At 46.3% G+C, this 25,273-nt stretch carries 26 protein-coding genes; 18 read left to right on the top strand and 8 right to left on the bottom strand.

The window, feature by feature from the left end:
* The first annotated feature begins 93 nt into the window (after nucleotides 1-93).
* From L7D49_RS02420 to L7D49_RS02410, 3 genes are read left to right on the top strand one after another with little or no spacing between them, the layout of a single operon-like run.
* Nucleotides 94-465, top strand: coding sequence for an ArsR/SmtB family transcription factor (locus L7D49_RS02420; protein WP_238079224.1), 372 nt, complete (start codon nucleotides 94-96; stop codon nucleotides 463-465).
* On the top strand, nucleotides 449-2,554 hold the full coding sequence (locus L7D49_RS02415; protein ID WP_272493157.1) for a heavy metal translocating P-type ATPase: 2,106 nt from the start codon (nucleotides 449-451) through the stop codon (nucleotides 2,552-2,554). Before L7D49_RS02420 ends, L7D49_RS02415 begins: the two co-directional genes overlap by 17 nt.
* Before the next feature lie 29 nt (nucleotides 2,555-2,583).
* Complete coding sequence (locus L7D49_RS02410; protein WP_238079222.1) at nucleotides 2,584-3,705, top strand: GNAT family N-acetyltransferase; 1,122 nt, start codon at nucleotides 2,584-2,586, stop codon at nucleotides 3,703-3,705.
* A gap of 28 nt (nucleotides 3,706-3,733) precedes the next feature.
* Here the strand turns inward: L7D49_RS02410 and L7D49_RS02405 are convergent, their stop codons facing one another.
* Entirely contained in the window at nucleotides 3,734-3,889 is a 156-nt protein-coding gene (locus L7D49_RS02405) for a lmo0937 family membrane protein (RefSeq protein ID WP_238079221.1), read from the bottom strand.
* A 133-nt stretch (nucleotides 3,890-4,022) separates the two neighbouring features.
* Here L7D49_RS02405 and mntR point away from each other — a divergent pair, with 133 nt between their 5' ends.
* From mntR to L7D49_RS02380, 5 genes are all read left to right on the top strand, one after another.
* Nucleotides 4,023-4,433, top strand: a complete 411-nt coding sequence (gene mntR, locus L7D49_RS02400; RefSeq protein WP_238079220.1) for a transcriptional regulator MntR — start codon at nucleotides 4,023-4,025, stop codon at nucleotides 4,431-4,433.
* 18 nt (nucleotides 4,434-4,451) lie between these two features.
* Complete coding sequence (locus L7D49_RS02395) at nucleotides 4,452-5,309, top strand: CvfB family protein (RefSeq protein WP_238079219.1); 858 nt, start codon at nucleotides 4,452-4,454, stop codon at nucleotides 5,307-5,309.
* Between the two features lie 105 nt (nucleotides 5,310-5,414).
* Nucleotides 5,415-6,251, top strand: a complete 837-nt coding sequence (locus tag L7D49_RS02390; protein ID WP_238079362.1) for a DUF1002 domain-containing protein — start codon at nucleotides 5,415-5,417, stop codon at nucleotides 6,249-6,251.
* Between the two features lie 67 nt (nucleotides 6,252-6,318).
* Nucleotides 6,319-6,600: a GNAT family N-acetyltransferase gene (locus L7D49_RS02385; protein ID WP_238079218.1), complete on the top strand. Its 282-nt coding sequence runs from the start codon at nucleotides 6,319-6,321 to the stop codon at nucleotides 6,598-6,600.
* A gap of 343 nt (nucleotides 6,601-6,943) precedes the next feature.
* On the top strand, nucleotides 6,944-7,420 hold the full coding sequence (locus L7D49_RS02380) for a DUF4064 domain-containing protein (RefSeq protein WP_238079217.1): 477 nt from the start codon (nucleotides 6,944-6,946) through the stop codon (nucleotides 7,418-7,420).
* A gap of 92 nt (nucleotides 7,421-7,512) precedes the next feature.
* Here the strand turns inward: L7D49_RS02380 and L7D49_RS02375 are convergent, their stop codons facing one another.
* Nucleotides 7,513-8,007 carry a GNAT family N-acetyltransferase gene (locus tag L7D49_RS02375; RefSeq protein WP_238079216.1) on the bottom strand — a complete coding sequence of 165 codons (495 nt, stop codon included), beginning with the start codon at nucleotides 8,005-8,007 and terminating at the stop codon, nucleotides 7,513-7,515.
* A 122-nt stretch (nucleotides 8,008-8,129) separates the two neighbouring features.
* On the opposite strand from L7D49_RS02375, the gene L7D49_RS02370 reads away from it, so the two are divergent.
* From L7D49_RS02370 to L7D49_RS02355, 4 genes are all read left to right on the top strand, one after another.
* The gene (locus tag L7D49_RS02370) at nucleotides 8,130-8,585 is read left to right on the top strand and encodes a GNAT family N-acetyltransferase (RefSeq protein WP_238079215.1); all 456 of its coding nucleotides are present in this window, start codon (nucleotides 8,130-8,132) and stop codon (nucleotides 8,583-8,585) included.
* A 69-nt stretch (nucleotides 8,586-8,654) separates the two neighbouring features.
* Complete coding sequence (locus L7D49_RS02365) at nucleotides 8,655-9,050, top strand: hypothetical protein (protein ID WP_238079214.1); 396 nt, start codon at nucleotides 8,655-8,657, stop codon at nucleotides 9,048-9,050.
* A gap of 183 nt (nucleotides 9,051-9,233) precedes the next feature.
* Nucleotides 9,234-10,022 (top strand): membrane protein insertase YidC, encoded by a 789-nt coding sequence (gene yidC / locus L7D49_RS02360; protein WP_238079213.1) that lies wholly within the window; start codon nucleotides 9,234-9,236, stop codon nucleotides 10,020-10,022.
* A gap of 50 nt (nucleotides 10,023-10,072) precedes the next feature.
* Nucleotides 10,073-10,318: a hypothetical protein gene (locus L7D49_RS02355; protein ID WP_238079212.1), complete on the top strand. Its 246-nt coding sequence runs from the start codon at nucleotides 10,073-10,075 to the stop codon at nucleotides 10,316-10,318.
* Nucleotides 10,319-10,371: 53 nt separating this feature from the next.
* Here L7D49_RS02355 and L7D49_RS02350 read toward each other — a convergent pair whose 3' ends face one another.
* Complete coding sequence (locus L7D49_RS02350) at nucleotides 10,372-11,523, bottom strand: MFS transporter (RefSeq protein ID WP_238079211.1); 1,152 nt, start codon at nucleotides 11,521-11,523, stop codon at nucleotides 10,372-10,374.
* Nucleotides 11,524-11,673: 150 nt separating this feature from the next.
* Here L7D49_RS02350 and L7D49_RS02345 point away from each other — a divergent pair, with 150 nt between their 5' ends.
* Nucleotides 11,674-12,648, top strand: coding sequence for a M15 family metallopeptidase (locus tag L7D49_RS02345; RefSeq protein ID WP_238079210.1), 975 nt, complete (start codon nucleotides 11,674-11,676; stop codon nucleotides 12,646-12,648).
* Nucleotides 12,649-12,693: 45 nt separating this feature from the next.
* On the opposite strand, the gene cls is transcribed toward L7D49_RS02345, so the two are convergent.
* Complete coding sequence (gene cls, locus L7D49_RS02340) at nucleotides 12,694-14,145, bottom strand: cardiolipin synthase (protein ID WP_238079209.1); 1,452 nt, start codon at nucleotides 14,143-14,145, stop codon at nucleotides 12,694-12,696.
* Nucleotides 14,146-14,393: 248 nt separating this feature from the next.
* On the opposite strand from cls, the gene L7D49_RS02335 reads away from it, so the two are divergent.
* Nucleotides 14,394-15,719 (top strand): L-cystine transporter, encoded by a 1,326-nt coding sequence (locus L7D49_RS02335; protein ID WP_272493158.1) that lies wholly within the window; start codon nucleotides 14,394-14,396, stop codon nucleotides 15,717-15,719.
* Nucleotides 15,720-15,758: 39 nt separating this feature from the next.
* Here L7D49_RS02335 and L7D49_RS02330 read toward each other — a convergent pair whose 3' ends face one another.
* Nucleotides 15,759-16,988 carry a helix-turn-helix domain-containing protein gene (locus tag L7D49_RS02330; RefSeq protein WP_238079207.1) on the bottom strand — a complete coding sequence of 410 codons (1,230 nt, stop codon included), beginning with the start codon at nucleotides 16,986-16,988 and terminating at the stop codon, nucleotides 15,759-15,761.
* Between the two features lie 115 nt (nucleotides 16,989-17,103).
* On the opposite strand from L7D49_RS02330, the gene L7D49_RS02325 reads away from it, so the two are divergent.
* Both L7D49_RS02325 and L7D49_RS02320 read left to right on the top strand, forming a co-directional pair.
* Nucleotides 17,104-18,405 (top strand): MFS transporter, encoded by a 1,302-nt coding sequence (locus L7D49_RS02325; protein ID WP_238079206.1) that lies wholly within the window; start codon nucleotides 17,104-17,106, stop codon nucleotides 18,403-18,405.
* A 19-nt stretch (nucleotides 18,406-18,424) separates the two neighbouring features.
* A complete protein-coding gene (locus L7D49_RS02320) occupies nucleotides 18,425-19,690 on the top strand; it encodes a S41 family peptidase (RefSeq protein ID WP_238079205.1) in 1,266 nt (421 codons plus the stop codon).
* A 46-nt stretch (nucleotides 19,691-19,736) separates the two neighbouring features.
* Here the strand turns inward: L7D49_RS02320 and L7D49_RS02315 are convergent, their stop codons facing one another.
* The gene (locus L7D49_RS02315) at nucleotides 19,737-20,912 is read right to left on the bottom strand and encodes an MFS transporter (RefSeq protein ID WP_238079204.1); all 1,176 of its coding nucleotides are present in this window, start codon (nucleotides 20,910-20,912) and stop codon (nucleotides 19,737-19,739) included.
* Between the two features lie 327 nt (nucleotides 20,913-21,239).
* Between L7D49_RS02315 and L7D49_RS02310 the strand changes: the two genes are divergently transcribed.
* The gene (locus L7D49_RS02310; RefSeq protein WP_184212283.1) at nucleotides 21,240-21,383 is read left to right on the top strand and encodes an Lmo0850 family protein; all 144 of its coding nucleotides are present in this window, start codon (nucleotides 21,240-21,242) and stop codon (nucleotides 21,381-21,383) included.
* 95 nt (nucleotides 21,384-21,478) lie between these two features.
* Here L7D49_RS02310 and L7D49_RS02305 read toward each other — a convergent pair whose 3' ends face one another.
* Nucleotides 21,479-22,660 (bottom strand): FtsW/RodA/SpoVE family cell cycle protein, encoded by a 1,182-nt coding sequence (locus tag L7D49_RS02305; protein WP_238079203.1) that lies wholly within the window; start codon nucleotides 22,658-22,660, stop codon nucleotides 21,479-21,481.
* Nucleotides 22,661-22,754: 94 nt separating this feature from the next.
* Nucleotides 22,755-23,942, bottom strand: a complete 1,188-nt coding sequence (locus L7D49_RS02300) for an FtsW/RodA/SpoVE family cell cycle protein (protein WP_238079361.1) — start codon at nucleotides 23,940-23,942, stop codon at nucleotides 22,755-22,757.
* 260 nt (nucleotides 23,943-24,202) lie between these two features.
* On the opposite strand from L7D49_RS02300, the gene L7D49_RS02295 reads away from it, so the two are divergent.
* Entirely contained in the window at nucleotides 24,203-25,270 is a 1,068-nt protein-coding gene (locus tag L7D49_RS02295) for a D-alanine--D-alanine ligase (protein ID WP_238079202.1), read from the top strand.
* The last annotated feature ends 3 nt before the right edge of the window (nucleotides 25,271-25,273 follow it).

The raw sequence follows: 25,273 nt of genomic DNA, 5'->3' as shown, positions 1-25,273 counted from the left end.
CAGAATAATCAAATGATTGTTTGATTGTCCTTGCTTTTCCAGTGAAAGAAGCATACACTACATACAAACAATCATTTGAATGAGGTGGGTAAGATGGTGAACCGAGATACTTGTGATGTAACAGTTATCCATGAAGAAGTCGTCGAGGAAGTAAGGGAGACGCTTCCTGCAGTCGGAGGGATGGTGCAAATTTTTAAAGCGCTGGCTGATGAAACCCGTCTCAAGATTGCCTATTCTTTGACGTTGAAAGACGAATTATGTGTTTGTGATGTGGCGGCTATCATCGGTTCTTCTAATGCAACGGCCTCTCATCATTTACGATATTTGCGGGAAAATGGACTGGCTAAATCGGAAAAGAAAGGGAAGATGGTTTACTATTCACTTGCCGATCATCACATCCATGATTTACTGAGCATTTCACATGACCATGCAGCGGAAGGTGATGACCATGACCACAATGGATAAAAAAGAATTCCGTCTCGAGAACTTGAGCTGTGCCAATTGTGCAATGAAGTTCGAGAACAATATAAAAAAGCTTCCTTCCGTTTCTGAAGTACAGGTGAATTTCGGGGCATCGAAGCTGTCGGTTATCGGGGATGCCTCAATGGAAGAATTAGAAGCGGCTGGTGCGTTTGATGGAATTAAAGTGGTTCCGCTGTCGCAAAGGAAAGTGGAGAAGAAAGTACCGTTTTTCAAACGGAAGGAAAATATTGTCACGGCCTTGTCGCTCATCTTCCTGATAGCGGGTCTACTGGTTTCTCATCTAAGTAACGCGGCTATGACCGGTGTTGTTTTATACGGCCTCTCGATTGTGGTTGGCGGGGTAGGCATTTTCAAAACAGGTTTCATGAATTTAATTCGTCTTGAATTCGACATGAAGACGCTCATGACCATAGCCATCATTGGCGCGGCTATCATTGGTGAATGGCAAGAAGCTGCAGTCGTCGTTTTCCTATTTGCGGTGAGTGAGGCGCTGGAAGCGTACTCGATGAACAAAGCGAGGCAATCCATTCAGCAGCTGATGGATATCGCACCGCCTACTGCTATGGTGAAACAGAATGGCCAGTTAGTTGAAATGGAAACGGAACAGATTGTAGTTGGAGATATTATGCTCGTCAAGCCGGGCCAAAAGATTGCCATGGATGGCGTTGTCATTTCGGGGAAGTCAACTGTGAACCAGGCCGCGATTACCGGAGAATCAGTCCCTGTGATGAAGGAATTAAATGATGAGGTGTTTGCTGGAACGTTGAACGAAGAAGGCGCACTTGAAATTAAAGTGACAAAGCTTGTCCACGATACGACGATCGCAAAGATCATCCACATGGTAGAAGATGCGCAGGCAGAGAAAGCGCCGTCCCAGAAGTTTGTAGACAAATTTGCTAAATACTACACGCCGATCATTATTTTAATAGCATTCCTTGTTGCCATTGTACCTCCACTTTTCGGCGGTGAGTGGCACCAGTGGATCTACCAAGGACTGGCGGTGCTCGTTGTTGGCTGTCCATGCGCCCTCGTTGTTTCGACGCCTGTTGCCATTGTCACAGCGATCGGCAATGCCGCGCGTAAAGGTGTATTAATTAAAGGCGGCGTTCATTTAGAAGAGATGGGACGTTTGGACGCCATTGCTTTTGATAAAACCGGAACACTGACGAAAGGTTATCCGGAGGTGACGGATTTTGTGGCGGCACCGTCTGTCGATACTCTTGCACTTTTAGGCAAAATTGCAGCGGTGGAGTCCATGTCACAGCATCCACTGGCGAAGGCCATCGTCCAGTATGCAAAAGCAGAAGGGGCGCAGCTTGCCGAAGTGGAGAATTTTCAATCGGTGACAGGCAAAGGAGCGTATGCCGATGTTTCAGGGGAGACGATTCATATTGGTAGTCTCCAATGGATTTCGGAGCTCGCAGAAGTCCCGCAGGATTTGCTGGAGCGGGCAAGAACTCTTCAAAATGAAGGGAAATCAGTCATGGCGTGTGCTGCGTCTGGAAGCTTCCAAGCATTGATTGCTGTCGCGGATCCTGTCCGCCAAGAGAGCCAGGACGTATTAGAACGCTTGAAATCCGTAGGGATCCGCCACACTGTCATGCTGACCGGCGACCATGAAACGACCGCTCAGGCGATAGCCCAAGCTATTGGAGTGACGGACGTCCGGGCTAGTTTGATGCCGGAGGATAAACTCACAGCCATCAAAGAATTAAAAAGCCGTTATGGACGTGTTGCCATGGTCGGTGACGGCATCAATGACGCGCCAGCGCTTGCCGCTTCATCAATCGGCATTGCGATGGGAGGAGCCGGAACAGATGCGGCTCTGGAGACGGCAGACATCGCCTTAATGGCGGATGATTTAAATCAATTGCCATATACAATGAAATTAAGCCGAAAAACATTGCAGATTATCAAAGAAAATATTATGTTTGCATTAGGCTTAAAAATTGTAGCGCTGCTGTTGATCATTCCAGGATGGTTGACGTTGTGGATCGCCATATTCGCAGATATGGGTGCAACGTTGCTCGTTGTATTGAATTCCTTGCGATTGATGCGCATCCAAAAGTGAGGAGCGGCGGAGAGACGGAGGGATAGGCAATGCAATTGAGAGAATGGACGATCGAGGAACAGGAGCAGCTGATTCATTTTTTGACGACGAATACATGGCCGTTCCATGGCAATGCACATTTGGAACGGGATTTGATTGAGAAAACGATTGAAGAGGGCGGCTATGAATCCGATGAGGTGAAAACATTCTGGGTGGAGAATGAAACCGGGGATATAGTCGGCATCGTTAAAATTTATGATCTGCAAGATGAAATCCCGCTATTTGATTTGCGGATTGCGGATCGATACCGTGGATTCGGGTACGGACCGAAAGCGTTGCGGCTCGTTACGGAATACGTTTTCGGTCTTCCGGAGGATAAAATCCGGCTGGAGGGGCATACGAGACAGGATAACTTGGCGATGCGGAAGACGTTTGAACGGGCTGGGTTCGTCAAAGAAGCCCATTTGCGGAACGCTTGGTTTTCGCCGAAAGAGAACTCCTATTACGATGCCGTGACGTATGGAATGACACGCGAGGATTTCCTTGCGGGCACGACGACTCCCGTCCAGTGGGAGGATGAGCAATTCAGCAAGAAAATTGGTGTGAAACGAATACCGAGTTTTCCGGATCGTTTCGAATCCGAACGGCTGATTATCCGGATGCCCGATATGGGAGATGCGCTGGATGTATGGAATGCGCAGCGCAACTCATTGCCTGCCTTGCGGGAATGGATGATTTGGGCGCAGACCATGCCAGAACTGGCGACAGTGGAAGAAAACTTGCGGAAAGCGATTGCGGATTTCATTACGAGGGATGATTTGCGCCTCCATCTTTTTTCGAAGGAGACAGGTGAATTCATCGGATCGTCAGGATTGCATCAAATCAATTGGAAGATACCGAAGTTTGAAATCGGCTATTGGATTGATTCGAGATTCGAAGGGCACGGTTATATGACCGAAGCGGTAAAGCGGATTACCCGTTTTGCATTTGAGGAGCTCGGGGCCAACCGGGTGGAAATTCGCTGTGATGAAGAAAATATAAGAAGCCGGTCGGTTGCCGAGCGGGCAGGTTATCAGTTGGAAGGCCTCCTGCACCAAGATTCATTGTCTGCCGATGGAAAACAGTTACGAAATACGTGTATCTATGCGAAAATAGAAATAGATTCAAAATGAAAAGGATGCCTATAAGGCATCCTTTCCGCTACACTGATCGTCGTCCGGTCAAAAGTTGAATGACAAAGATGATTCCGGCAATGATAAGTAATAGATGAATTAGCCCTCCGCCGATTTTCATTGCAAAACCGATGATCCAGAAAGCTAGTAAAAGTACGATGATAAACCATAATACTTTACCCATATTATTCACTCCTTTGAGTTGGTATTTTGAATTTACCCCGATTGAAGGAAATGTAAACAGGGACGGCAAGGTCGTCAGCGGAGGTTCAATCCTCGGCAGGAAGGGAAAGGTACATAGCATAGGGGGTGACAGAGTGGCAACACCTAGTATGGAAGACTATATCGAACAGATTTATTTGCAATATGAGGCACGAGGAGAAGCGCGTGTTTCAGATGTCGCCGAAGCACTGGCGGTACTCCCTTCATCTGTAACGAAAATGGCACAGCGCCTGGACCGGGAAGGGTATCTTGTATATGAGCGATACAGAGGACTGGAGCTGACAGAGAAAGGAATGAAGTTCGGCAAGAAACTGGTTCACCGCCACGAATTGCTAGAACAGTTTCTGCGGCTGATCGGTGTTGATGAAGAGAATATCTACAGAGATGTGGAAGGGATAGAACATCATCTGAGCTGGAACGCGATGGATCGGATTACAGATCTGGTCGAGGCGATGGAGGAAGATGAGGAGTTTGTCCGCAAAATGAAAGAGAAGCAATCCACTTGACGGAAGGATCGGATATATTTGGAACAATTACAATCAGGTTATATTACGGCGCTAACAGTGCTGCGGAGCGAAGGATCCCGCTGGGTGCTAGACGGGAAGGATACAGAGATCATGCTGAACGCATCCGAAGTGGAGGCGTCTATTGAGGCGGGCGCTCAGATTGATGTCTTTCTCTATAAAAACCGGCGCGGAGAGCTCGCAGCGACGGCAAGCATACCGAACATGACATGCGACACGTTCGGTTGGGCACGAGTCATCCGTTTGGACGAGAATGAAGGCGCATATGTCGATATCGGCTCTTCCTTTGAAGTGTTGATTAACCGGGCAGATCTGCCACGGCTTAAATCGCTTTGGCCACAAGTGAATGACGAATTGTTCATGACACTCCGAACGGATCTCGGCGGCACCATTTTCGGCAGACTGGCAACTGAAGAACGGGTCCAGGAATTGATTGCCGATGCACCGGAATCGCTTCGCAATCAAAATCTGAAGGCGAGGGCATACCGCTTGCTGCCTGTCGGGTCGTTCCTGTTAAGCCAGCCGGAGCTTTATCGAATTTTCATCCATCAGACGGAACGGGAACACGAGCCACGTCTCGGTGAAGAAGTGGATGTCCGCATTATCGGCGTCCGGGATGATGGCACCTTGAATGGCTCATTATTGCCGCGTAAACAAGATCGGCTAGGGGATGACGCACAGGCCATTCTGGATTACCTAAACGAAGTCGGCGGGAAAATGCCGTTCGGGGATAAATCAACTCCAGAAGAAATCCAAGAAATGTTCGGCATCAGCAAAGCCGCATTTAAAAGAGCACTCGGGAAATTGATGAAAGAACGGCGTATCAGCCAAGAGGATGGATGGACCCATCTGAAGTGAGGGAACTTTTTTATATCCATATCGTACTAATCGATAGATAAGGAGGGGCACTGGTCTATGAAACGATTAACAGCGATCATGGCGGCAAGTTTACTATTTTGCGGGATGTTCGTAACATCATCCGCGCAAGCTGAAAAAGCGGTGGATGAAAAATTAGGGGTACCGGTCGTCGTTTATGGCGCCAATCTGTCTGATGCGGAAAAAGAGAGCGTCAAGAAGAGTCTGAAGGTTGAAGAAGAAGCGGAAGTCGAAGAAATTCTCGTCGATGGATCCGATTTGGTTAAATATATAAAAGACGGCGATCCGAAGGCGCGTATGTATTCTTCGGCCAAAATTACGCGGAAAGATGCAGGGAAAGGTTTGCAGATTTCCATTGTCACGCCAGGTAATATTACGCAAGTGACGTCTGATATGTATGCGACGGCCATGCTGACTGCGGGCATCGAGGATGCGGTCGTAGAAGTGGCGGCACCAAAAGCGGTAACCGGCCATTCGGCGCTTGTTGGTATCTATAAAGCGTACGAGGTGTCAGGAGAAAAACTTGATACGGAACGGACGGACGTTGCGAATGATGAATTGAGCCTGGCAACGAAGTTTTCAGGTAATGGCATTGATGAGGATAAAGTAGCGGAATTGTTGACGGAAATTAAAAAACAGATTGCCGAAAACAAACCGGCTACAAAAGAAGAAGTTGAAAAGATCGTCAATGAGCAATTGAAAAAGTTGAACATTGAGTTGAGCGACGCGGACCGTCAGCTTCTTATTGATCTAATGGACCGTATTCGGAATTTGGATATCGATTTCAATAAATTATCTGAACAGCTGAATGATATGGCGGCGACGATCAAAGAGAAGCTAGGTGACATCGATCCCGGTTTTTGGGATAAAGTGAAGCAATTCTTCACGGATTTGTTTGACTCAATCAAATCATGGTTCCAATAAAAATGTAGTAACAATTGTTTGACAACGTTTTCTTTCCATCGGTAAACTAGTGAAAAGGAGTGGTATGATGAGTTTTGAATTCGCGGAATTAGGCGGAGATGCATTTGCTTTCCAACTGAAGAAAGACGGTAAGATGCAGGCAGAAATTACGTGGACCATGCTGGGTGATGTCATGGTGATGGATCATACATTCGTTTCACAGGACTTGCGCGGGCAAGGCGTCGCGAAAAAACTGCTTGACCGTGCGGCAGAGTATGCACGCGAGCATGAGTATCGGATGGAAGCGGTCTGCTCCTATGTCGTCACGGCATTTGAACGGTACAAAGAATACGAGGATGTAAAAGCATAATAAAAAGAAGGCGGTTCCCTATTAGCGGAATCGCCTTCTTCTATGTCCGAAATGCAAAAAGTGACTGCATCATAATCCCCAAGCCAGTGTGACGACGTAGACAATACTCGTCAAGATGGATGCCCCTGCGACGGTATAAAGCATGTCCGTCTGAGTGAATGGTATGTTTTTACCCATTTTCATGCTCTCCTTTCGCTTCAAAAGGTGATTTTTCTACTAGTTATTTTATACCCGTTCTCTGAAAATATGAAACGTTCTACCCGAAAAATAAAAAAAGCGAAACTTCCAGCGCTGGATGACGTATAATTGGTGTGCATAAACTTTATATGAAGGAAGTGGAATCATGAATCGCACAGCGGAAAAGGTATTATCTATTATTGCGGTCGTTCTGACAGCACTCGGAACAGTAGGAGCATTCTTCGGCGTCGGCATGCTGAAATTAATTACGAGCGACCCGGCGTTCAGAAGTGAAATGGAAATGGAGCTTCTCAGTGATCCGACCTTTACACCACAAGACGTGGAAATGTTCTTCAATGTTTTCGATATTCTCGGCGGTGTTATCTGGCTGATCATCATCGCTTTGATGATTAGTCTTGTGTTGAATATCATCGGGATCGTCAATATTTGGAACAATAAAAATGCGAAATTGGCGGGGATCATGTTCATCATCGCAGGTGTGTTAGGCGGAGTACTTTCACTGTCTTCCATCTTGCTGTATGTAGCAGGCATCCTTTGCTTCACAAAGAAGCCGCCGCTTCAAGATGAGCCAATTATGGATTCGGCGTACAACGAAAACTCCGATACAATGCGGCCATTGTAAGACGACGCTTTCCTCTTAAAAGGGGGAAAGCGTTTTTTAGGTTTTAATAACAATAAAAACGCCTCCCGGGGAAGGAGAGGCGTAGAGTCCGATTATACAAGAATCGGTTCGTGTATATAGTAAACATATTGGGCGGTTACGACTGGGAAACCTTCAAAATACTCATCGAATTCATCGAGCAGTTGAAAGCCTTGTTTCTCATAGAAAGCCCGGGCCATTTCGTTGCGGCCGTCGACGTAAACGAACAGCTGCTTGGCCGTACGCAGTGAATGGAGGGCATACTCCATCAGCTGTTTGCCAAAGCCTGCTTGCTGGTAATCAGGAAGTATGTACATCGCTGTCAATTCAGAATCACCGTCTTCATCCTCTTTCGTATAATTGAGGAATCCGATTGGTACACCTTCGCATTCGGCAATAAGGACACAAGTCTTTTCCATGCGTTTTTGCAACATGGCGTGAGAATAGGTGCGGGAAAGGAAGTTCAATTGAATGTCTTCCGGAATGATCCCTTGATACGTTTCATTCCATGTAATGCGTGCTATTTGCTGTACATGGCCGATATCTTCGGCCGTCATCGGTCGAATCATGTCACTGTCACCTCAGCAATCCTTTCTGCTATCATAACAAATAATAGATTCAGAAACTATGCTTGTAATCATAATGAAATAAATATTTCTTATTAGTCATGATAGGAAGGAAGAGTGACGATATGGAGTGGAACTGCCAAATGCTTAGCCAGATGGAAGGAAGAGAAGTATACGATATGCTGCGACTTCGTGTGGATGTGTTTGTCGTTGAACAATGCTGCGCATATCCGGAGTTGGATGGACTGGATATTGAGGCAATCCATATTATTGGGAGAGATTCTCTCGGCATTGCTGCCTACGCACGCCTGCTCCCGCCGGGCGTGAAATATAACGCACCCGCCATTGGAAGAGTAATAGTCCGGCCGGATCGGCGGGGAACAGGACTCGGCCACGAATTAATGAAAAAAGCTCTGGCCCGGTCTGTATCGGAATGGGCTCCAGAGCAAATTCGGCTACAAGCGCAATTTCATCTGAAAGACTTCTACGAAGGTCATGGATTTGCAGCCATATCGGAGCCTTATGATGAAGATGGCATTCCTCATATCGATATGGTCTGGGCGGCCGGAGAAGACTCATAAGTTTTTAAATGCTTGGAATAGGGTATACTAGTTCTATAATATAACGATTAAAGATGAGGAGTGATCGGCATGGCACGAAAACGTGGAAATGGTTTATTGCTAGCGACTATCGCAGCAGGTGCATATGCGTATTTCAGTAAAAAAGAAAACCGGGATAAAGCCCAAGTCGCCTTTAATAATATGAAGACGAAAGTGGAGTCGTTCATTAATACCCAAAAATTGAACCGGTCCGATGCGACAAAACCTGGCCATTCGGATCCGTATGATTTGCAAGACAATAAAATGGTGAGTGAGGGCTCCCAGACGAGTGTCCATTACTATAACCAAGAAGTAGAAGATAAATCCAAAGAATCCGAAGAGGACGGCCTCTACCGGAAAAAGCAGACAGCTAATCTGACTGACACGGATTCCAAAACAGACAATCAAGACGATACCAATTCGTCTGATACAAAAAAGGATGAATAACAAAGTACGCTTCCTGTAAAAAGGGGGCGTATTTTTTATGGATACGGCCCAGATAAACCTTGCCAGAGAGGGAATGGACACGAGGAAGTGAATGATTTGCAGAAGGAGAGGGAAGATTCATTGGTATTGACGGCGGTTTTCCTGTATAATTTTCTGTAGCTTAAATTAGTGAAGGTGAATCTATTGAAAAAAAGAATTGGTCTATTCACAATATTAACGACCGCCGCCGTTTTTCTGAGTGGCTGTGCCGGGGTACAAAATCAGGAAGGCACATTTTATAATATTTTCGTCAAACCGATGGAGTGGCTCCTGCATTACTTAGGAGAGACATTCAATGGCAGCTACGGCCTTGCCATCGTGCTCATAACGGTTGGTGTCCGTCTGATCCTTATGCCGCTGATGCTTAGAAACTATAAGTCCCAGCAGGAGATGAAAGTGAAGATGGATGCGCTTCGTCCGGAAATGGAAGACATTCAAAAGCGTTTGAAAGTGGCTCGTGAAAAGCAGGACAAGGACGAGCAGATGAAATTGCAGCAAGAGATGATGGGGCTATACTCGAAGCATGGCGTCAATCCATTAAATATGGGCTGCCTGCCGTTGATCATCCAGATGCCGATCATCATGGGCTTGTATTTCGCTATTCTTTACGCGCCGCCAGAAGTAAAGGATCACCAATTCCTGTGGTTCCAGCTCGGCCAACCCGATTTGATCATGATGTTTATCGCGGGTGCTGTTTATTTCGTACAGGCACGCGTATCTCTCTGGACAATGCCAGAGCAGCAGAAACAACAAATGAAATTGTTCATCTACATGTCACCAATCATGATTATGTTCATTTCATTCAAAGCAATGGCGGCATTGCCGCTCTACTGGACAATCGGTGGACTTTTGCTTGTATTCCAAACTTATTTGGGCCGCAAGTTCTATTACAAAGAAGTCACGCCGGGTGCTGCAGTAGAAGAAAAGAAATAAGTTGAAACTGGGCTGGAGAGCGATCTCCAGCCTTTTTGGAGGGATGGAACTTGAATGCTAAACGGGTATTGGGAATCGCAATTGCCATTGCTGCCTTAACGTCCCTATTTTTTATCATTAGACTGAATCTGGATTTTGCCATCTTATCGATGATGGTGTTGTTTGCGATGACCAATGCTTACCGAGCGGTGTCCTTCAAACAACAGGGGCTGGAGAAAGAGTCCAGATGGATGCGCTGGCTGGCAATCGTTTTTGGACTGGCTTTCTTCGTTATTCTTGCTTTAATCATCACATGAAAAAAGGGCGATCTCTTGGAACCGAATTTCAATGAGAACGTCCTTTTTCTTTGTCAGCGATCCAACTGTTTCCGGTTGGCCCAGGCTATGGCCAGAGCAGGTACGGAACAGACCATCATTCCGAGGAAGGCGGCGCCTGGCGACATGTCATACAACACACCTGCCGGGAAAGTGAGAAGCGCTGTACTGAGACTCATGGCAACGGCTGCGTACAATCCTTGGGCCGAGGCGATTTGAGTATGGGGCAGCCTTTTCGATAAAAACTGGATAAATGCGTAATGCGCGACTCCAAAAGACAGTGAGTGAAGCACTTGAGTCCCGACAAACACAGCTGTTGTCGGAAACAGGTAAATGAGCAGCCAGCGTACAGATGAACCGATGGCCGCGATGATGAACATATTGGATACCTTAACGTTCTCCAGCAAGCGATCCGCTCTTGTGAAGAAAAGAATTTCAAAGAGAACCGCGATATTCAAGATGATGCCGATAAAAAAGCCGTTGACGCCAAGATCATCCAAAAAGATGAATCCATAATTGTAGTAAGAGGCGTGGGCGCCTTGCAGCAGAATGGCCAGGATGATGACGGGCAGAAAGCCGGATGTCTTGAAGAGTGCACGGAGGCCGGCACCTGGTTCCCGTACTGCGACTCTTTTTGGCTGTGCATCCAATACGGCAGGACCGGTCCGCATAAAGAAAAGAACCATCACGATGAGACCGCCGATCATTAAAAATAAGATGGCGCGCTCGCTCCATATGGCGGTCGCTGCACCGACCAATAAGAGGGCAATCGTATAGCCGATCGAACCGAACGACCGGCTTTTCCCATAATGAATCCGTTCATGCTGCATAAGCACGGAAGCCCCGCTTTCCACTGCGGGTAAAATCATCGGATAGACCGCGCTGAACAGAACGGTGATAATGAGCAACGGTACGTATGAAGAATCAGGTATGTATAGCAGGGTGAGCAGCAAGGAAATAACAGCTGTCCATTTAATGACGCGTATGTAAGACAGCCTTCTTGTTAAGAAAGGAAAGACGAAAAAGGTTGAAAAGGAGCGTGCAATCATGCCGGCTCCCATGATGGCGCTGGCGGCTGGGGCGCTTAATCCTTTTTCAATAGTTAGCCAGCCGGTCCAGTACGGCAAAAAGATGCCCCATGTGAAAAAGAAGACTAGAAAGCTCATGGAAAGCCATCGTTGATTCATAGAAAAGATCCTCGCAATCCGACGAAACTGTAATAAAAAAATAGAACCTGGCCCACACATCCGAGAGAAATGATGATAGACTAGAAGAGGTGAACTTCACCCTATTTAGATTTTACATAGTTATCGCTACAGAAGGAAGGCAAATGATTAATGAACCGTAGAGCCAAACATAAAAAAAAGTCGAAACTGACATTGACGATTACGCTGACTTTGACAGCCATCCTAATGACTGCTGTCGTTGTCTGGATTGGAATAAATGACTGGGATCTTGAAAAAAGCCTGGAGCAGATCGGTGTGAAACAGGAAGAAGCACCAGAGACAGTACAAGAAGATTTACCGCAATTGGAAGAAGAACCGTCTGAGGAGCCAGGCGTGACCGAGGAAGAACCGAAAGGCACAGAAGAAGCAGGGGAGCCGGAGGAAGTGAAGCCGGAGGAGCCGGAACAACCAAAGGAAGAGCCTGCTGAACCAGCTGTGCCGGCAAAGCCAGAGAAGAAAGATACGCCGAAAACTGAGTCTAAACCGGAAACGAAGCCGAATGCAACGAAGAAACCACCTGTGACGGATGATAACGGTTATATCGCAGGACAAAAGCTCCCAGACAAACCGACATACATTAATGGAATTTTGATTGCCAATAAAAAGTACCCGCTTCCAAGCACGTATGCGCCAGGAGAAAGCAAGGATGCGAGAGCCGCATTTGATGAAATGGCTGCCGAAGCGAAACTGTCCAATATTAATCTGACGGCTTTCAGCACATACCGTTCCTATGATTACCAAGTGTCCCTTTACGACCGCTATGTGAAAAGAGATGGCAAAGCGGCTGCTGACCGCTATAGCGCGCGTCCCGGCTACTCTGAGCATCAGACCGGACTGGCATTTGATATTGGGGAAGAGAATAATCAAAGCCACTGGGCGTCCTCCTCGTTTGGGGAAACTGAAGCGGGCAAATGGGTTGCCGATAATGCGCACCGCTATGGGTTCATCTTGCGTTATCCAAAAGGAAAAGAAGCGATTACCGGCTATATGCATGAAGCATGGCACTTCCGCTATGTGGGCAAAGACATCGCAACAGATATTCACAACCGCAAAATCACGCTGGAAGAATATTTAGGAATTAAATAACAGAGAAAAGACCTCCTTGCCATCATGAGCAAGGAGGTCTTTTGATTATAAAATCGGTGATAGCAAACGGGACACCGATTCTTTAATTTTGATGCCGCGGGATCGCTTCAAATACATGTCGTACGTCAATTCTGTAGATAATTGCATATCCTGTTCAAACAGCTCTGCCAACTCATGTGATTTTTCTCGATCGTAAATAAATGCGTTAATCTCAAAGTTCAGCTTGAAGCTGCGGACATCGATATTTGCTGTGCCGACCGTCGACAGTTCATCATCCACTACAATTTGTTTCGAATGGATGAAGCCGTTCTCGTAAATGTATACTTTGGCGCCAGCTTTCAACAGTTTGCCGACATTGGAATAAGTGGCCCAGTATACAAACATATGGTCCGGCTTGTTTGGAATCATAATTCGGACGTCTACACCTGACAGGCAGGCGATCCGCAAGGCGTCAAGGAAGCTGACATCCGGAATAAAGTACGGTGTCTGGATGTAAATATATTCTTTCGCCAGAAAAATCATCTTCAAATAGCCGTCTTTAATTTGCTCCCATTCCGCATCCGGTCCGCTCGAGACAATTTGCAGCCCGACGGATCCTTTCCGAGGAATGGCCGGGAATAAGCGTTCATCATAAATGATATTATGCTTCTCCGATGCCTGGTTCCAATCCAAAATGAAACGTGTCTGTAATGGATGAACGGCACTTCCCTCAATGCGGAGATGGGTGTCGCGCCAATAGCCGAAACGCTTGTTCAATCCGAGGTATTCATCCCCCACATTAAATCCGCCAACATAACCGATGCGGCCGTCGATGACGACGATCTTCCGGTGGTTTCGATAGTTTAATCGTGGATTGATAAGCGGCAGGATGGCCGGGAAAAAGGCGGCCACTTCTCCGCCTGCCTCGACGAGCGCTTTCAAATGCCGCACGTGAAGACCGCGCGAACCGATATCGTCGAATAGGACACGGACCTTCACGCCTTGTTTGGCTTTCCGGATTAAAATATCCATGATCCGTTTTCCGAGCGTATCCAATCGTAAAATATAATATTGGAAATGAATATGGTCTTTCGCTGCTTCCAAATCCTTGATGAGTGATTCAAATTTGACGGCTCCGTCATTAAAAATCTGCACGTCATTGTCCTGAGTTAGAACCGCATGATTATTTCGTAGATGTAAATAGATCATGTCTTTGTAGTGGGCTGTATCATCCAGCCGGAAATCGAGAGTATCCTTTTCAATCGCCTCGATTTGATAGTCGATCAACTGATCAATGCCGATCTTATTTCGATCTTCCCAGCGGAATAGCTGTCTTTCCCTCAACTGCCGCCCGAGAAGCAGGTAGATGAAGAATCCGAAAAAAGGTATGAAAAATAATACGAGAAGCCATGCCCACGTTGCGGTTGGATCTCGCCTCTCCAAAAAGATAAGAGCGATCGCCAGGAATATGTTCAGGATCAAGATCGCTGTAACACTAATACTGATCAATTGAGCCATATGCGTCCCCCTTTCTGTAGAAATCCCCTAAGACACAGTATACCTGAAAATGATGGAATAAGAAGGCTATGAATCAATGCAAATGACAACTTTTCCACTGTGCTACGCTAAAACCTACTTGACTGATTGGTTTTAGGGGTTTATAGTATTTTTTATCATTAGTTGTTTAGGAGGAAAAGAAGTTGGATACCCTATTGCTTTTAGTTAATATAATCGGTTTGCTTCTGCTGGTCGGTATTCTATATCGTATGCATCAGAAAAAGGTTTCGTTTTCAAAACGGGTATTTACCGGATTAGGGCTTGGGATTCTTTATGGTCTCATCTTGCATTTCGCATACGGTACGGACTCGGCTATTTTGAAGGATTCCATGCCTTGGTTTAATATCATTGGTACCGGCTATGTGAAATTGCTTCAAATGATTGTTATGCCACTTGTTTTCATTTCAATACTTGGAGCCTTTACGAAAGTGACAATCGGAAAGAACTTTGGTAAAACGGCGGCGACCATTTTAGGCATGCTCGTCGGCACCACGGCCATCGCTGCCATCATCGGAATTTCCGCATCGTTAGTCTTCGGCCTTGATGCGTCGGATATCGTGCAAGGTGAAGCGGAAGCTACCCGCGGCGCTTCCATTGAAGAAACGTCTGCCACTGTGGCAGATCGCGCATTGCCGGAACAAATCATTGATTTATTGCCAGCTAACCCGTTTCAGGATCTAACTGGCGCGCGTCCGACTTCCACAATCGGCGTTGTCATTTTTGCCGCATTCCTCGGCTTTGCCTACTTGGCACTTGTTCGACGAGACGAAGAAAATGCAACGCTTGTGAAAAAAGGAATTGACGCGATCTACTCTTTAATTATGGGTGTTGTGCGGATCGTCCTCCGCTTGACACCATATGGCATTTTGGCGATTATCGCCCGAACGGTGGCGACATCTGATTTTGGCGCCATCTACAATCTCGGTAAATTCGTTCTTGCTTCTTATGTTGCGCTGATCGTCATGTTCGGCATTCACTTGCTCATTATGACGCTATCCGGCCTCAATCCAATTACGTATGTGAAGAAAGTTTCGGAGGCATTGCTCTTCGCATTTTCTTCAAGATCGAGTGCTGGTACATTACCACTTACGATTAAAACGCAAACCAACCGGCTAGGCGTGCCGGATGGAATTGCAAATTTTGCAGGTTCATTTGGTCTATCCATCGGGCAAAATGGCTGTGCGGGCATCTATCCTGCCATGCTTGCTGTCATGATTGCGCCGACTGTCGGACAAAATCCATTAGAACCGATGTTTCTGCTCACACTGGTCGCCATTGTGGCCATCAGCTCATTCGGTGTAGCAGGTGTCGGCGGCGGTGCAACATTTGCTGCGATCCTCGTATTGTCTGCATTGAACTTGCCAGTGGCACTGGCCGGGCTGTTGATTTCCGTTGAACCGCTCATCGATATGGGACGGACGGCGCTCAATGTCAGCGGGGCGATGACGGCAGGCGTGACGACGGCGAAAGTGACTGGAGAATTGGATAAAGAAACGTATAATGAATCACTGGATAATCAACCAATCGAAGCATAATAAAAATCCGCAGAAGGCACTAGGCCAACTGCGGATTTTTTACATCAATTGCTCATATGTTTGGTGGACGGATTTTTTATAATGGGAATCGGGCAATACAGAGATATGATCCCATGCACGTTGCGCCCATTCTTTTGCTTTTTCAATTTCCCCAATGGCAGCATAGCTCTTTGCTAAATACGCTTCGCCTTCGTAGAAAAGTGATAAGTCGATCGGGTGTTTAATGTATTTCATCACATTCACCTGTAGAAGCGACTCGATGGCTTCCTCATAACGGCCGACTCCAAATAATGCTTTGCCTGTTTCTAAATAGACATACGGACTAAACCCATCTTCGGCATGCAAGGACTCCGAGTATTTCTCCATGAGACTAAGCGCTTGCTCGTACTCATGACAATAGGATGTCAGCCGATGGATGTCTAAGAAGCGCGTAAAGTCTAGTGGTTCCTCGTCATCAATGAACTTCGAGTAATGGATTAATTTATTGCGATAGTCTTCCATCTTCTCTTCATCGTATGACATGAGCGCCTGAATGGCAGCGAGCCGATACAAATGGTCCACCTTATAAAAGACTTGCTGCTCTTTCGAATAATTTATTGCCTGTTCCATCACATTTGTTGCGGTTTCCGAATCCCCTACGGCAAAATGCAAGACTGCTTCATGATAGTCTAGGTCGATACGGGTCATCGCTTCTATATAGGCGTGGGTAGATTCAATATATTTGCGTTCCTCCAGCATGGTAGCCAAAGCTCCGGTGTAATCAGGTACAGCAAATTTTGCCATAGCACGAAAAATTCCAACGGCTGCCCGGCGGTATATAATATGTAAATCCTCGTAAATATTCGCTGCACGATCCGTATAGGTATGCCAGCTCTCGTCGTTTTCAAAATAAAGAGCTCGGCCGTACAAATCCAACAGTCGGGCGGATTCATAGTTCTTCGTTAACTTTGGCAAAACAGGTTCAATTAGTTTAAGAATCTGCTTGTGCTCATTCGTTACTTCATCATAAGGTACATGATATAGAGCGTCTGCCTTTTCAATTATACTTCTTAATTCTTCTATATTACCTTCTTCCAATAACACAGCAACTTCCACTTCCAGACGTGAAGCGATATACGTCAGGCTCTCCATCGAAGGATTGGCCTTATTGTTCTCAATTAAACTGAGCATGCCCTTCGTCAGCTGATCGCCAGCCAATGCTTCTAATGTCATTTTACGCTGCTTGCGCAATGTGCGAATACGTTCTCCGAGTGTATCGATCAGGCACACCTCCAATTACTTATTCATATTGTTTAATTATATTAAACTTTTGCTTGAAAGGGAAGAGGGAGCATGATATGCTTTGTTTAATTAAATTAAACTTTTTAAAATGGGGTGTTAGGGAATGGATCAAGCAATGAAACTAAAACGTGCTACTTATCATATGTGGACCTTTACAATTAGTAAGTTAATTTCCGGATTTGGTGCGCACGTATATGCTTTTGCCGTCAGTTTTTACATTTTGCAATTAACAGGCTCTGCAACGAACTTTGCGATGAATCTTATTTGCAGTCTAGTGCCGCGTACGTTGATAGCGCCATTTGCAGGTTACGCCGCGGATAAATATTCGAGGAAGACGATTGTCATTGTGGCGCAAATTGCTTCGACACTTGCAATTGGGGGATTACTGACTGTTAGTTTGACAACAGGACTGTCATTGCTTGCTATTTATACAACGACCGTTGTTTTATCATTGGCATCTACGTTCTCAGGCGTAACATTCAGTTCGTCAATTACGGGGTTGATTGATGAAAACCGGATTCAACGGGCGATGGCGTTGAATCAGATGTCTATATCCTTCGCAGCAATCGGGGGGCCGGCAGTCGGAGGGATTCTATATGGAACTGTATCAATGAACACGTTCCTGATCGTATATATGGCAGCTTCCACAGTGGCGATCTTGCTAGAAGCTACTATGAATTTCAAGCTTTTCGCCAATCGGAAGGAAAAGACGGAAGAAGAGCAGAAAGAAACAATGTGGCAAAGCATGAAAGCGGGAGTTTTCTATTTACGCCAGCAGCCAATTCTCATGATGATCATTTGGATCTCCTTATTCATTAACTTTCTGTTTGGCGCATTCCAAGTCGGCTTTTCTTTTATCTTAATTGAAAAACTGAAAATGGTTTCCACACGCTTCGGTATGGTGGAAGGGGCACTCGCGGTCGGCATGTTGCTCATGTCCATCTATTTCTCTGTACGCAAAGAAGTAAAGTTTCCACTGCTCGTATCGAAATGGGGAATTGTTGTATTTGGAATCCTGCTCATGATTGTTCCTCTGCCATTGCTCGTGAGTATGCATCCTAACGTCTTTTTTGCTTACTATTTGGTTATTATCTTCGGCTTCGGCGTCAATATGATGATTGTCAATACACCGATGCAAGTCATGTTCCAGAAGGTAATCGACGACGATTTCAAGGGCCGTGTATTTGCGTTGCTCGAAACGATGGCAATGGCGCTCATGCCGCTCGGTGTCGTCATCTATGGTTTCCTATATGATTTCGTGCCGGCCCAGTGGATTTTGATCGTTTCAGGAGCCATCCTAATTGGGGTTGTCCTGTTTATGGCGCGCCCATCTATTATTCGTAAGGCCTATCCAGAACTTGCGGAAAAGAAAAAGGTGAAAGCAAACGTAGCAACAGAACAGTAATTCAAGGGGGAATGGGGAATTGTTAAAAATCGCAGAAGAGATCGTACACATTATGCACAATGATTATGCGGGCTGCATGGATAAAAAGGGATGGGACGCACCGGATGCCTTTTTGGAAAAGGTGAAGCAGGCTCCAAACCTTTCATCGAAGGAATTTCTTGAGCTGGTGAATGATTACTTGCTTGATTTCAAAGATAAACACCTTTATATGATAGCGGGTGGGGAAGCGGTAGAGAAACCGAAAACGCGGGGATTCAGTGTCAGGCGTTATGAAGATAAGCTCTATATTACAAAAGTCGATTCAGATGACAGGCTAATACCAGGCATGCGGTTAATTTCCGCGGGGGGAATGAGCATTCCTGAATTACGGGAGAAGCATCATCGTCTGCTGTCCGAGAACCATCCGGAGCGGGAGAACTGGGCGCCGATTCTTTTGCAGTATGAAGAAGGAATTGTAGAGGATCTGGAAGGGAATCAACAGCACATCACCTTCCGGCTGTTCGAAAAGAAGCCGTTTGTGCCGGAATATTCACTTCGCCAGCTGGAAGAGGGACCCGTGCTGCTGACGATGACGGACTTCGCCAACCCGGATGCGATTGCTAAATTGGTGGAAGAGCATAAGGACCTGTTGGAAACGGCTGAACAATGGATTATTGATGTGCGTGTTAACAATGGGGGAAGTGACGCGAGCTATTTCCCGCTACTACCGTATTTGGTGCCGGAAGAGGGATGGGAGTTTGGAGATTCCGATGAAACGATGATTTTTAATTGCACGGAGGCGAGCTGCGACCGAGTTGTTCAGGACCTCGATAACGAACTGGCAAACGTGGATGATGAACATTTCCGGCAGGTCTTACACATCATTAAACGGGAGTGGACACGGAATCGGGGGAAAGGCTTCGTCGAGTTTGATTTTGGCGGTGCAGTAGAGGACACATTCGTCAAAGGTTTGAAAAATCCCTCGAAAATCATTGTTCTAACGGACAATATGTGCGGCAGCGCTGGCGATTCTTTCGTAGAACATGTCAAAGAATTGAGCAAAGTGACCGTTATCGGCCGGGCGACACTCGGGGTGAATGATTATGCGAACCTTGCCTCTGCGAGCTGGGATGGTTACACGCTGATGTATCCGACCTCCCGGCTTTCCCGAATTGATAAAGGAAAGGGGATGACAGGCGTTGGCATCACGCCACATATTCATATCCCTTGGACGCCGGATCATATTGCAGGTGACCCGGACCTAGAGCAGGCATTAGCTATGTTAAAATGTGCGGTTGAATATTAATTACGGAATAAAAAAGACCGCCTGGCTGGATGCCGGCGGTCTGTCTTTAATTTGCTGTTGCTTCGATGGAACGAAGTGACTTAATTGATTTTCGGAATAGAACAATCCAGACAATCGAGAGAATGGCGAGACCCGCGGAAATATAATAAATATCCCCGTTCATGCGGGTGAGCAACCATGCGAACAGAACCGGTGCAATGATTCGTCCCATATTATCCATAGAATAGGTCATGCCTGCTGCCGTCCCGTATTTGCCGCCGGATTCCTTGGATGTTAAGGAAACGAGCACGGTACGTGATAAAGCATTCCCTGCGGTGAACACGCTGAGCGAAAAGCCGGCCCAGAACAGGCTGGAGGTAAACGGAATCATGAGAAGCCCGATCGCCGTCACAACCTGTGCCCCTAAAATCCACTTCGCCTCGCTGCCATTTTTTACCCGACGGACAACGCCGCCTTGGATGGCCGCGTCCACAAAACCGCTCGCCATGAACAGATAGCCCACCTGCTTCGGTGTAATATCGATTTTGGAAATCTGGAATAACTGGAATGTGGATTCAATGCCAGCCAGTATTAATGTAATCATGAATGATAACAGAAACAGATTGCGAATCCGGTATTGCCAGAGCACAAGTCCGCCTTTTGGTAGGAGAGCGCGTTTATTTGCCTCGCCTTGGCGTTCTGGCTCTTGCAAGATGATGCTCGCATAAATCAGGATAACAAGTGTCAGGATGCCAGACGTAAGGAATGGCGTCTGCAAGCTAATATCCCCAAGCACTCCGCCGAGAGCTGGTCCGAAAATGAAACCTAATCCAATCGACATGCCAAGGAAGCCCATATACTGGTTTCGGTTCTCTTCTGTCGTCATATCCCCGACAAAGCCGGTGACGGCCGTATAAAGGGCGCCTGAGAAAATACCGCCGACAATCCGGGATACATACAAGAGAGTCAAATTATCGATGAATAAAGCAAAGAGAAAGAAGCTCAAACTAAATCCGACTAGCCCGACCATAATCAGTTTCTTCCGGCCTGTCCGATCGGATAAGGAACCCCATAAAGGCGCCGTGAAAAACGAAGCGAGCGAATACACGGTCAACAGCCCGCCAACATGGACTTCAGACAACTGCTGCTGGACAATCACTTCAGGAAGAACAGGAATGATAATCCCGAACCCCAGATAGACAAAAAATTGAACAGACATTAAAAGTACAATCGACTTTTTCATGAAAACCCTACCTGCTTTCCACACAATTCATACAGTCATTCTACTCTGGAACGCACCCATACACAAAGAATATCGCCTATACAATGGCAAAGAAGCCAATTCATCGAACTATATACTTGGAAAAAATTAAAACAGGAGACTTTATCGGCTCCATGTATAAGACATTTACAAAAAACCTAAAATTGTAACATAATTGAAAGATTTAAATGTGCCAAGGAGTGGTATGATGGAGATAACGATAAAATGGAACAATTTTCATTCATCCAGTGAAACCTTCCATATGAAAAACACGTCTAAAACAGTAAGCAGAAAGGTCGAGGTGGAAAGATGGCTAAAGATAAAGTTGACTTGAAAAAGATCATCTCCAATTTGGCGAAACTCGGTGTGTCGGCTACCGTGACGAAGTCCCGTCTGGATATGCTGAAAGCACTCGCGCCACCCATACAAGACCCGCATATACAGTCACAGTGAAAGAAAGCAGCCTGCTTCGAAGAAAAATCGAACAGGCTGCTTCTTTTTTTGATTTCCCAAATAATAAAACCAGCTGCCACAAGACAGCCGGTTCCTCAATCATCATCATTCGAACTAAACATATACGTCCGATGATGGAACTTCATACTGAACACAAGTCCGATGGCCAGCATATTCCCCATGAGCGAGCTTCCGCCGTAACTGATGAAAGGAAGCGGGATACCCGTGATCGGCAATAGCTGAATCGTCATCCCAATGTTTTCGAACACATGGAAGGTGATCATGGCGATAATGCCTGCACAAATATACGTACTGAACGGATCTTTTAATTCAAGCGTGATCTTCGTCATATGATAAATGAGGAAGAAGTATAGACAGATGACGACGCTGGCGCCGATGAAGCCCCAGTCCTCGCCAATCACACTGAAGATGAAGTCGGTATGACTTTCCGGCACATATACTTCCCGGCCTTGATAGCCTTTACCGAAAATCTCGCCCGACCCGATCGCATTCAGTGATGTGATCAAGTGGCGGCCCTCGTCAGATGCATAGGAATACGGATCGAGCCACGTATAAATACGCATGAACTGATACTTTTGAAAGCCAAGCTTGAAAAGGAAATCTTGCGCATATAGCGCCATCCAAAGCATTGCTGTTCCGAGTGATACCCCAACTGCGAAAATCGGGAGGATGATACGCCATGTAATGCCGGCAACGACAATAAGCGCGGCCGTGATGGCTAAAAATACGAGGCCTGTTCCAAGGTCAGGCTGCTTCATGATGAAGAATAATGGAACGAGCAAAAGGCCGAGAATTTTCCCGAGCAGCAAGAAATCGCTTTTTATCGTCTTATCCAAATATTTTTCATGGTGCTTCGTAATCATCCGTGCCAAGCCGATAATGAAGAACGTTTTCATGAATTCGGCAGGCTGGATGCTGCCGACACCTGGAAGGTGGAACCAGCTTTTTGCGTTATTTCGCCGTGCCACAAGCTCCATACTCTCTGGCAAGACATATAATAATGCCAGGAGGAAGACGCCGCCTCCATAAATGATCCATGCCGCTTTCTTGTATTGCTCCGGTTCCAAATACATCGTTAAGGCGATAATAACGGCCCCCACCGCATACCATTGGATCTGGGAAGGGATGAAGTTGATGTTATATTGGCCGGTTGTCTGTGCGGATGAAATGGCGATGAGGCTAATCACGCCAAATAATAGAAGTATAAAGGCCAAGGTCCAGTCAAATCGGTCCGATGGTCGATTATCTAATTTCATATGAAGTCACCTTATTAGTAGAGGATAGAAAACCTAAGAAATTATTATACAGGAATTTCTTCGACAAATGGCAAATGAAATATTTCCAATGGATTCAAACATCATCTTCTGAATCGAACATATACGTCCGGTGATGGAACTTAATGCTGAAAATCAGGCCGATGGCAAGCATATTGCTGAACAGGGAACTGCCCCCGTAACTGATAAAAGGCAAAGGAATTCCCGTAATTGGCAGCAGCTGAATGTTCATTCCGATATTTTCAATGACGTGAAAGGCAATCATAGCGGCAATGCCTGTGCACACATAGATGCTGAAAAGATCCTTCAACCCGAGCGCCACTTTCGTCAAATGATAGATCAGAACGAAGAATAGTGTAATGACAAGGCTGGCACCGATGAATCCGTACTCTTCGCCAATAACGCTAAAAATGAAATCGGTATGATTCTCGGGAATGTAGACAACTCGTCCTTGAAAGCCTTTGCCCGTCATCTCACCTGAACCGATCGCGGTCATAGCTGTAATGAGATTATAACCTTCATCGGATGGATAGGAGTATGGGTCCAACCATGAATACACCCGCTTGAATTGGTACCGCGAGAAACCGAGTGTTTCCTCCATGAAGTCCTGTGCATACAGAGCCATCCAAAGTAAACCAGCTCCCATTGCAGTACCTGCTGAGAATAAAGGAAGGAGAATCTTCCATGAGATGCCTGCAACGAGGACGATAGCCGCCGTGATGGCGATGAAGACGAGAGATGTTCCTAAATCCGGCTGCTTGACGATAAAAGCAAGCGGCAGTATAAGGACTATGGCGATTTTCCCAAGCAAGAGCAAGTCAGATCGGAGTGTCTGTACTTCATTCTTTTCATGATGAGCACTCACAAGCCGTGCCATCCCTAAGATGAAAAAAGTTTTAATGAATTCGGAAGGCTGGATTCTACCGATGACAGGCAAGGTGAGCCATCTTTTCGCTCCCATCCGGACTTCAGCAATCTGCCCTTCACCGCCTGGCGCAACCATCAGAAAAGCCAAAAGGCAAACACCGAACCCGTAAAGGATCCAAGCAATTTTTTTATATTGATCGGGGTCGAAATACATGGCCATGGCGACAATCAAAGCACCACATACATACCACCGAACTTGTAAAAGGGAAAAATTTGCGTTGTATTGGCCGGATGTCTGAGCTGAGGCGATCACGGTCACGCTAATAATACAAAACAACAAAAGAATAAAGGCAAGCGTCCAATCAAAACGGTCCGCAGGCCTGTTTGAGAGCTTCACTGCATTCACCTTTTCTACAATTCCTATTTCCGGATCAACACCTACTATTCAAAATCGTTGATAAAAACAGGGTATCTATCAGTATAGCGTACCCGTTTACTTGATTCATATCAAACTATTGGACGAAACGCCCCCTTGAAAGTTGCAAAGACATAGAGAAGAGTTCCTATTGTGGGATAGTATTTTAATGATTTGTTCATGAGCGATTTAATTCATGGTAAACTGAGAGAATGAAATCTAACGGCGAGCGAGGGAATTCAATGAAAAAACGACTAGGTTTATTATATGGCGGGAAATCGGCTGAGCACGAAGTGTCACTGTCAACGGCACGCGCAGTCACGAATGCAATTGATTTCGGAAAGTACGACGTTATTCCGGTTTATATCACCTATGAAGGGGAATGGCGGAAGGGAGAACCGTTGCAGGCACCGGCTGCTACGATTGAAGAATTGCGGCTGGAGAGGGAGACAGCACGTCCTGACAGTATCCATGACTTCTTGAATGGCAGTGCTGGAACACCGGACATCATCCTGCCTCTATTGCACGGCACGAACGGAGAAGACGGCACAGTGCAAGGGCTTCTGGAAGTGATGAATATCCCATACGCCGGTAATGGCGTGCTCGCGTCATCTGCCGGGATGGATAAAGTCGTCATGAAGCAGCTATTTGCCCATGCCGGATTAAAACAAGTCGGTTACGTTCATTTTCTTCGGAATGAATGGCAGGCAGAGAAAGAGAAGCTTGTAGACAAGATGGAGACCGAATTATCTTGGCCTATGTTTGTGAAACCGGCCAATTTAGGTTCAAGTGTCGGTATCAGCAAAGCGGAAGATCGGGAAAGCCTAGTAGCTGCGGTAGAGTTTGCACTGAAATTTGACCGTAAGATCATTGTGGAACAAGGTGTAGTGGCAAGTGAAATCGAAGTCGCTGTGCTCGGCAACGATAAGCCTGCTTGTTCCGTCCTCGGTGAAATTAAGCCGGTTGCCTCCTTTTATGATTATGAAGCGAAGTACCAGGATGGCAATACAGAGCTTGTCATCCCGGCACAAGTTACAGACGCGGTCGAAAGCGAATTAAAGGAAATGGCGATTCGCGCCTTTAAAGTGCTCGATTGTGCAGGGCTAGTGCGTGCGGACTTTTTCGTCACGGCAGACGATGAAGTGCTCATCAATGAAGTAAACACAATGCCCGGCTTTACGCCGACAAGCATGTTCCCGCTCCTTTGGCAGCATTCAGGGCTTACGTACCCAGAGCTCATCGACCGGCTGATCGACTTGGCATGGGAACGGCACGAAGAAAAGAAGAAAATACAATACACGATGGATTGAGGC

Origin of the sequence: Sporosarcina cyprini (assembly GCF_022048975.1) — a bacterium.
Taxonomy (GTDB): domain Bacteria; phylum Bacillota; class Bacilli; order Bacillales_A; family Planococcaceae; genus Sporosarcina; species Sporosarcina cyprini.
This window is presented reverse-complemented; position numbering and strand designations above follow the sequence as displayed.

Coding starts and splice junctions, on each gene's coding strand:
- L7D49_RS02420 (WP_238079224.1), top strand. CDS start 94: ATGGTGAACCGAGATACTTGTGATGTAACAGTTATCCATGAAGAAGTC.
- L7D49_RS02415 (WP_272493157.1), top strand. CDS start 449: ATGACCACAATGGATAAAAAAGAATTCCGTCTCGAGAACTTGAGCTGT.
- L7D49_RS02410 (WP_238079222.1), top strand. CDS start 2,584: ATGCAATTGAGAGAATGGACGATCGAGGAACAGGAGCAGCTGATTCAT.
- L7D49_RS02405 (WP_238079221.1), bottom strand. CDS start 3,889: ATGGGTAAAGTATTATGGTTTATCATCGTACTTTTACTAGCTTTCTGG.
- L7D49_RS02390 (WP_238079362.1), top strand. CDS start 5,415: ATGTTCGTAACATCATCCGCGCAAGCTGAAAAAGCGGTGGATGAAAAA.
- L7D49_RS02385 (WP_238079218.1), top strand. CDS start 6,319: ATGAGTTTTGAATTCGCGGAATTAGGCGGAGATGCATTTGCTTTCCAA.
- L7D49_RS02380 (WP_238079217.1), top strand. CDS start 6,944: ATGAATCGCACAGCGGAAAAGGTATTATCTATTATTGCGGTCGTTCTG.
- L7D49_RS02375 (WP_238079216.1), bottom strand. CDS start 8,007: ATGATTCGACCGATGACGGCCGAAGATATCGGCCATGTACAGCAAATA.
- L7D49_RS02370 (WP_238079215.1), top strand. CDS start 8,130: ATGGAGTGGAACTGCCAAATGCTTAGCCAGATGGAAGGAAGAGAAGTA.
- L7D49_RS02365 (WP_238079214.1), top strand. CDS start 8,655: ATGGCACGAAAACGTGGAAATGGTTTATTGCTAGCGACTATCGCAGCA.
- L7D49_RS02350 (WP_238079211.1), bottom strand. CDS start 11,523: ATGAATCAACGATGGCTTTCCATGAGCTTTCTAGTCTTCTTTTTCACA.
- L7D49_RS02345 (WP_238079210.1), top strand. CDS start 11,674: ATGAACCGTAGAGCCAAACATAAAAAAAAGTCGAAACTGACATTGACG.
- cls (WP_238079209.1), bottom strand. CDS start 14,145: ATGGCTCAATTGATCAGTATTAGTGTTACAGCGATCTTGATCCTGAAC.
- L7D49_RS02335 (WP_272493158.1), top strand. CDS start 14,394: ATGCATCAGAAAAAGGTTTCGTTTTCAAAACGGGTATTTACCGGATTA.
- L7D49_RS02325 (WP_238079206.1), top strand. CDS start 17,104: ATGGATCAAGCAATGAAACTAAAACGTGCTACTTATCATATGTGGACC.
- L7D49_RS02315 (WP_238079204.1), bottom strand. CDS start 20,912: ATGAAAAAGTCGATTGTACTTTTAATGTCTGTTCAATTTTTTGTCTAT.
- L7D49_RS02310 (WP_184212283.1), top strand. CDS start 21,240: ATGGCTAAAGATAAAGTTGACTTGAAAAAGATCATCTCCAATTTGGCG.
- L7D49_RS02305 (WP_238079203.1), bottom strand. CDS start 22,660: ATGAAATTAGATAATCGACCATCGGACCGATTTGACTGGACCTTGGCC.
- L7D49_RS02295 (WP_238079202.1), top strand. CDS start 24,203: ATGAAAAAACGACTAGGTTTATTATATGGCGGGAAATCGGCTGAGCAC.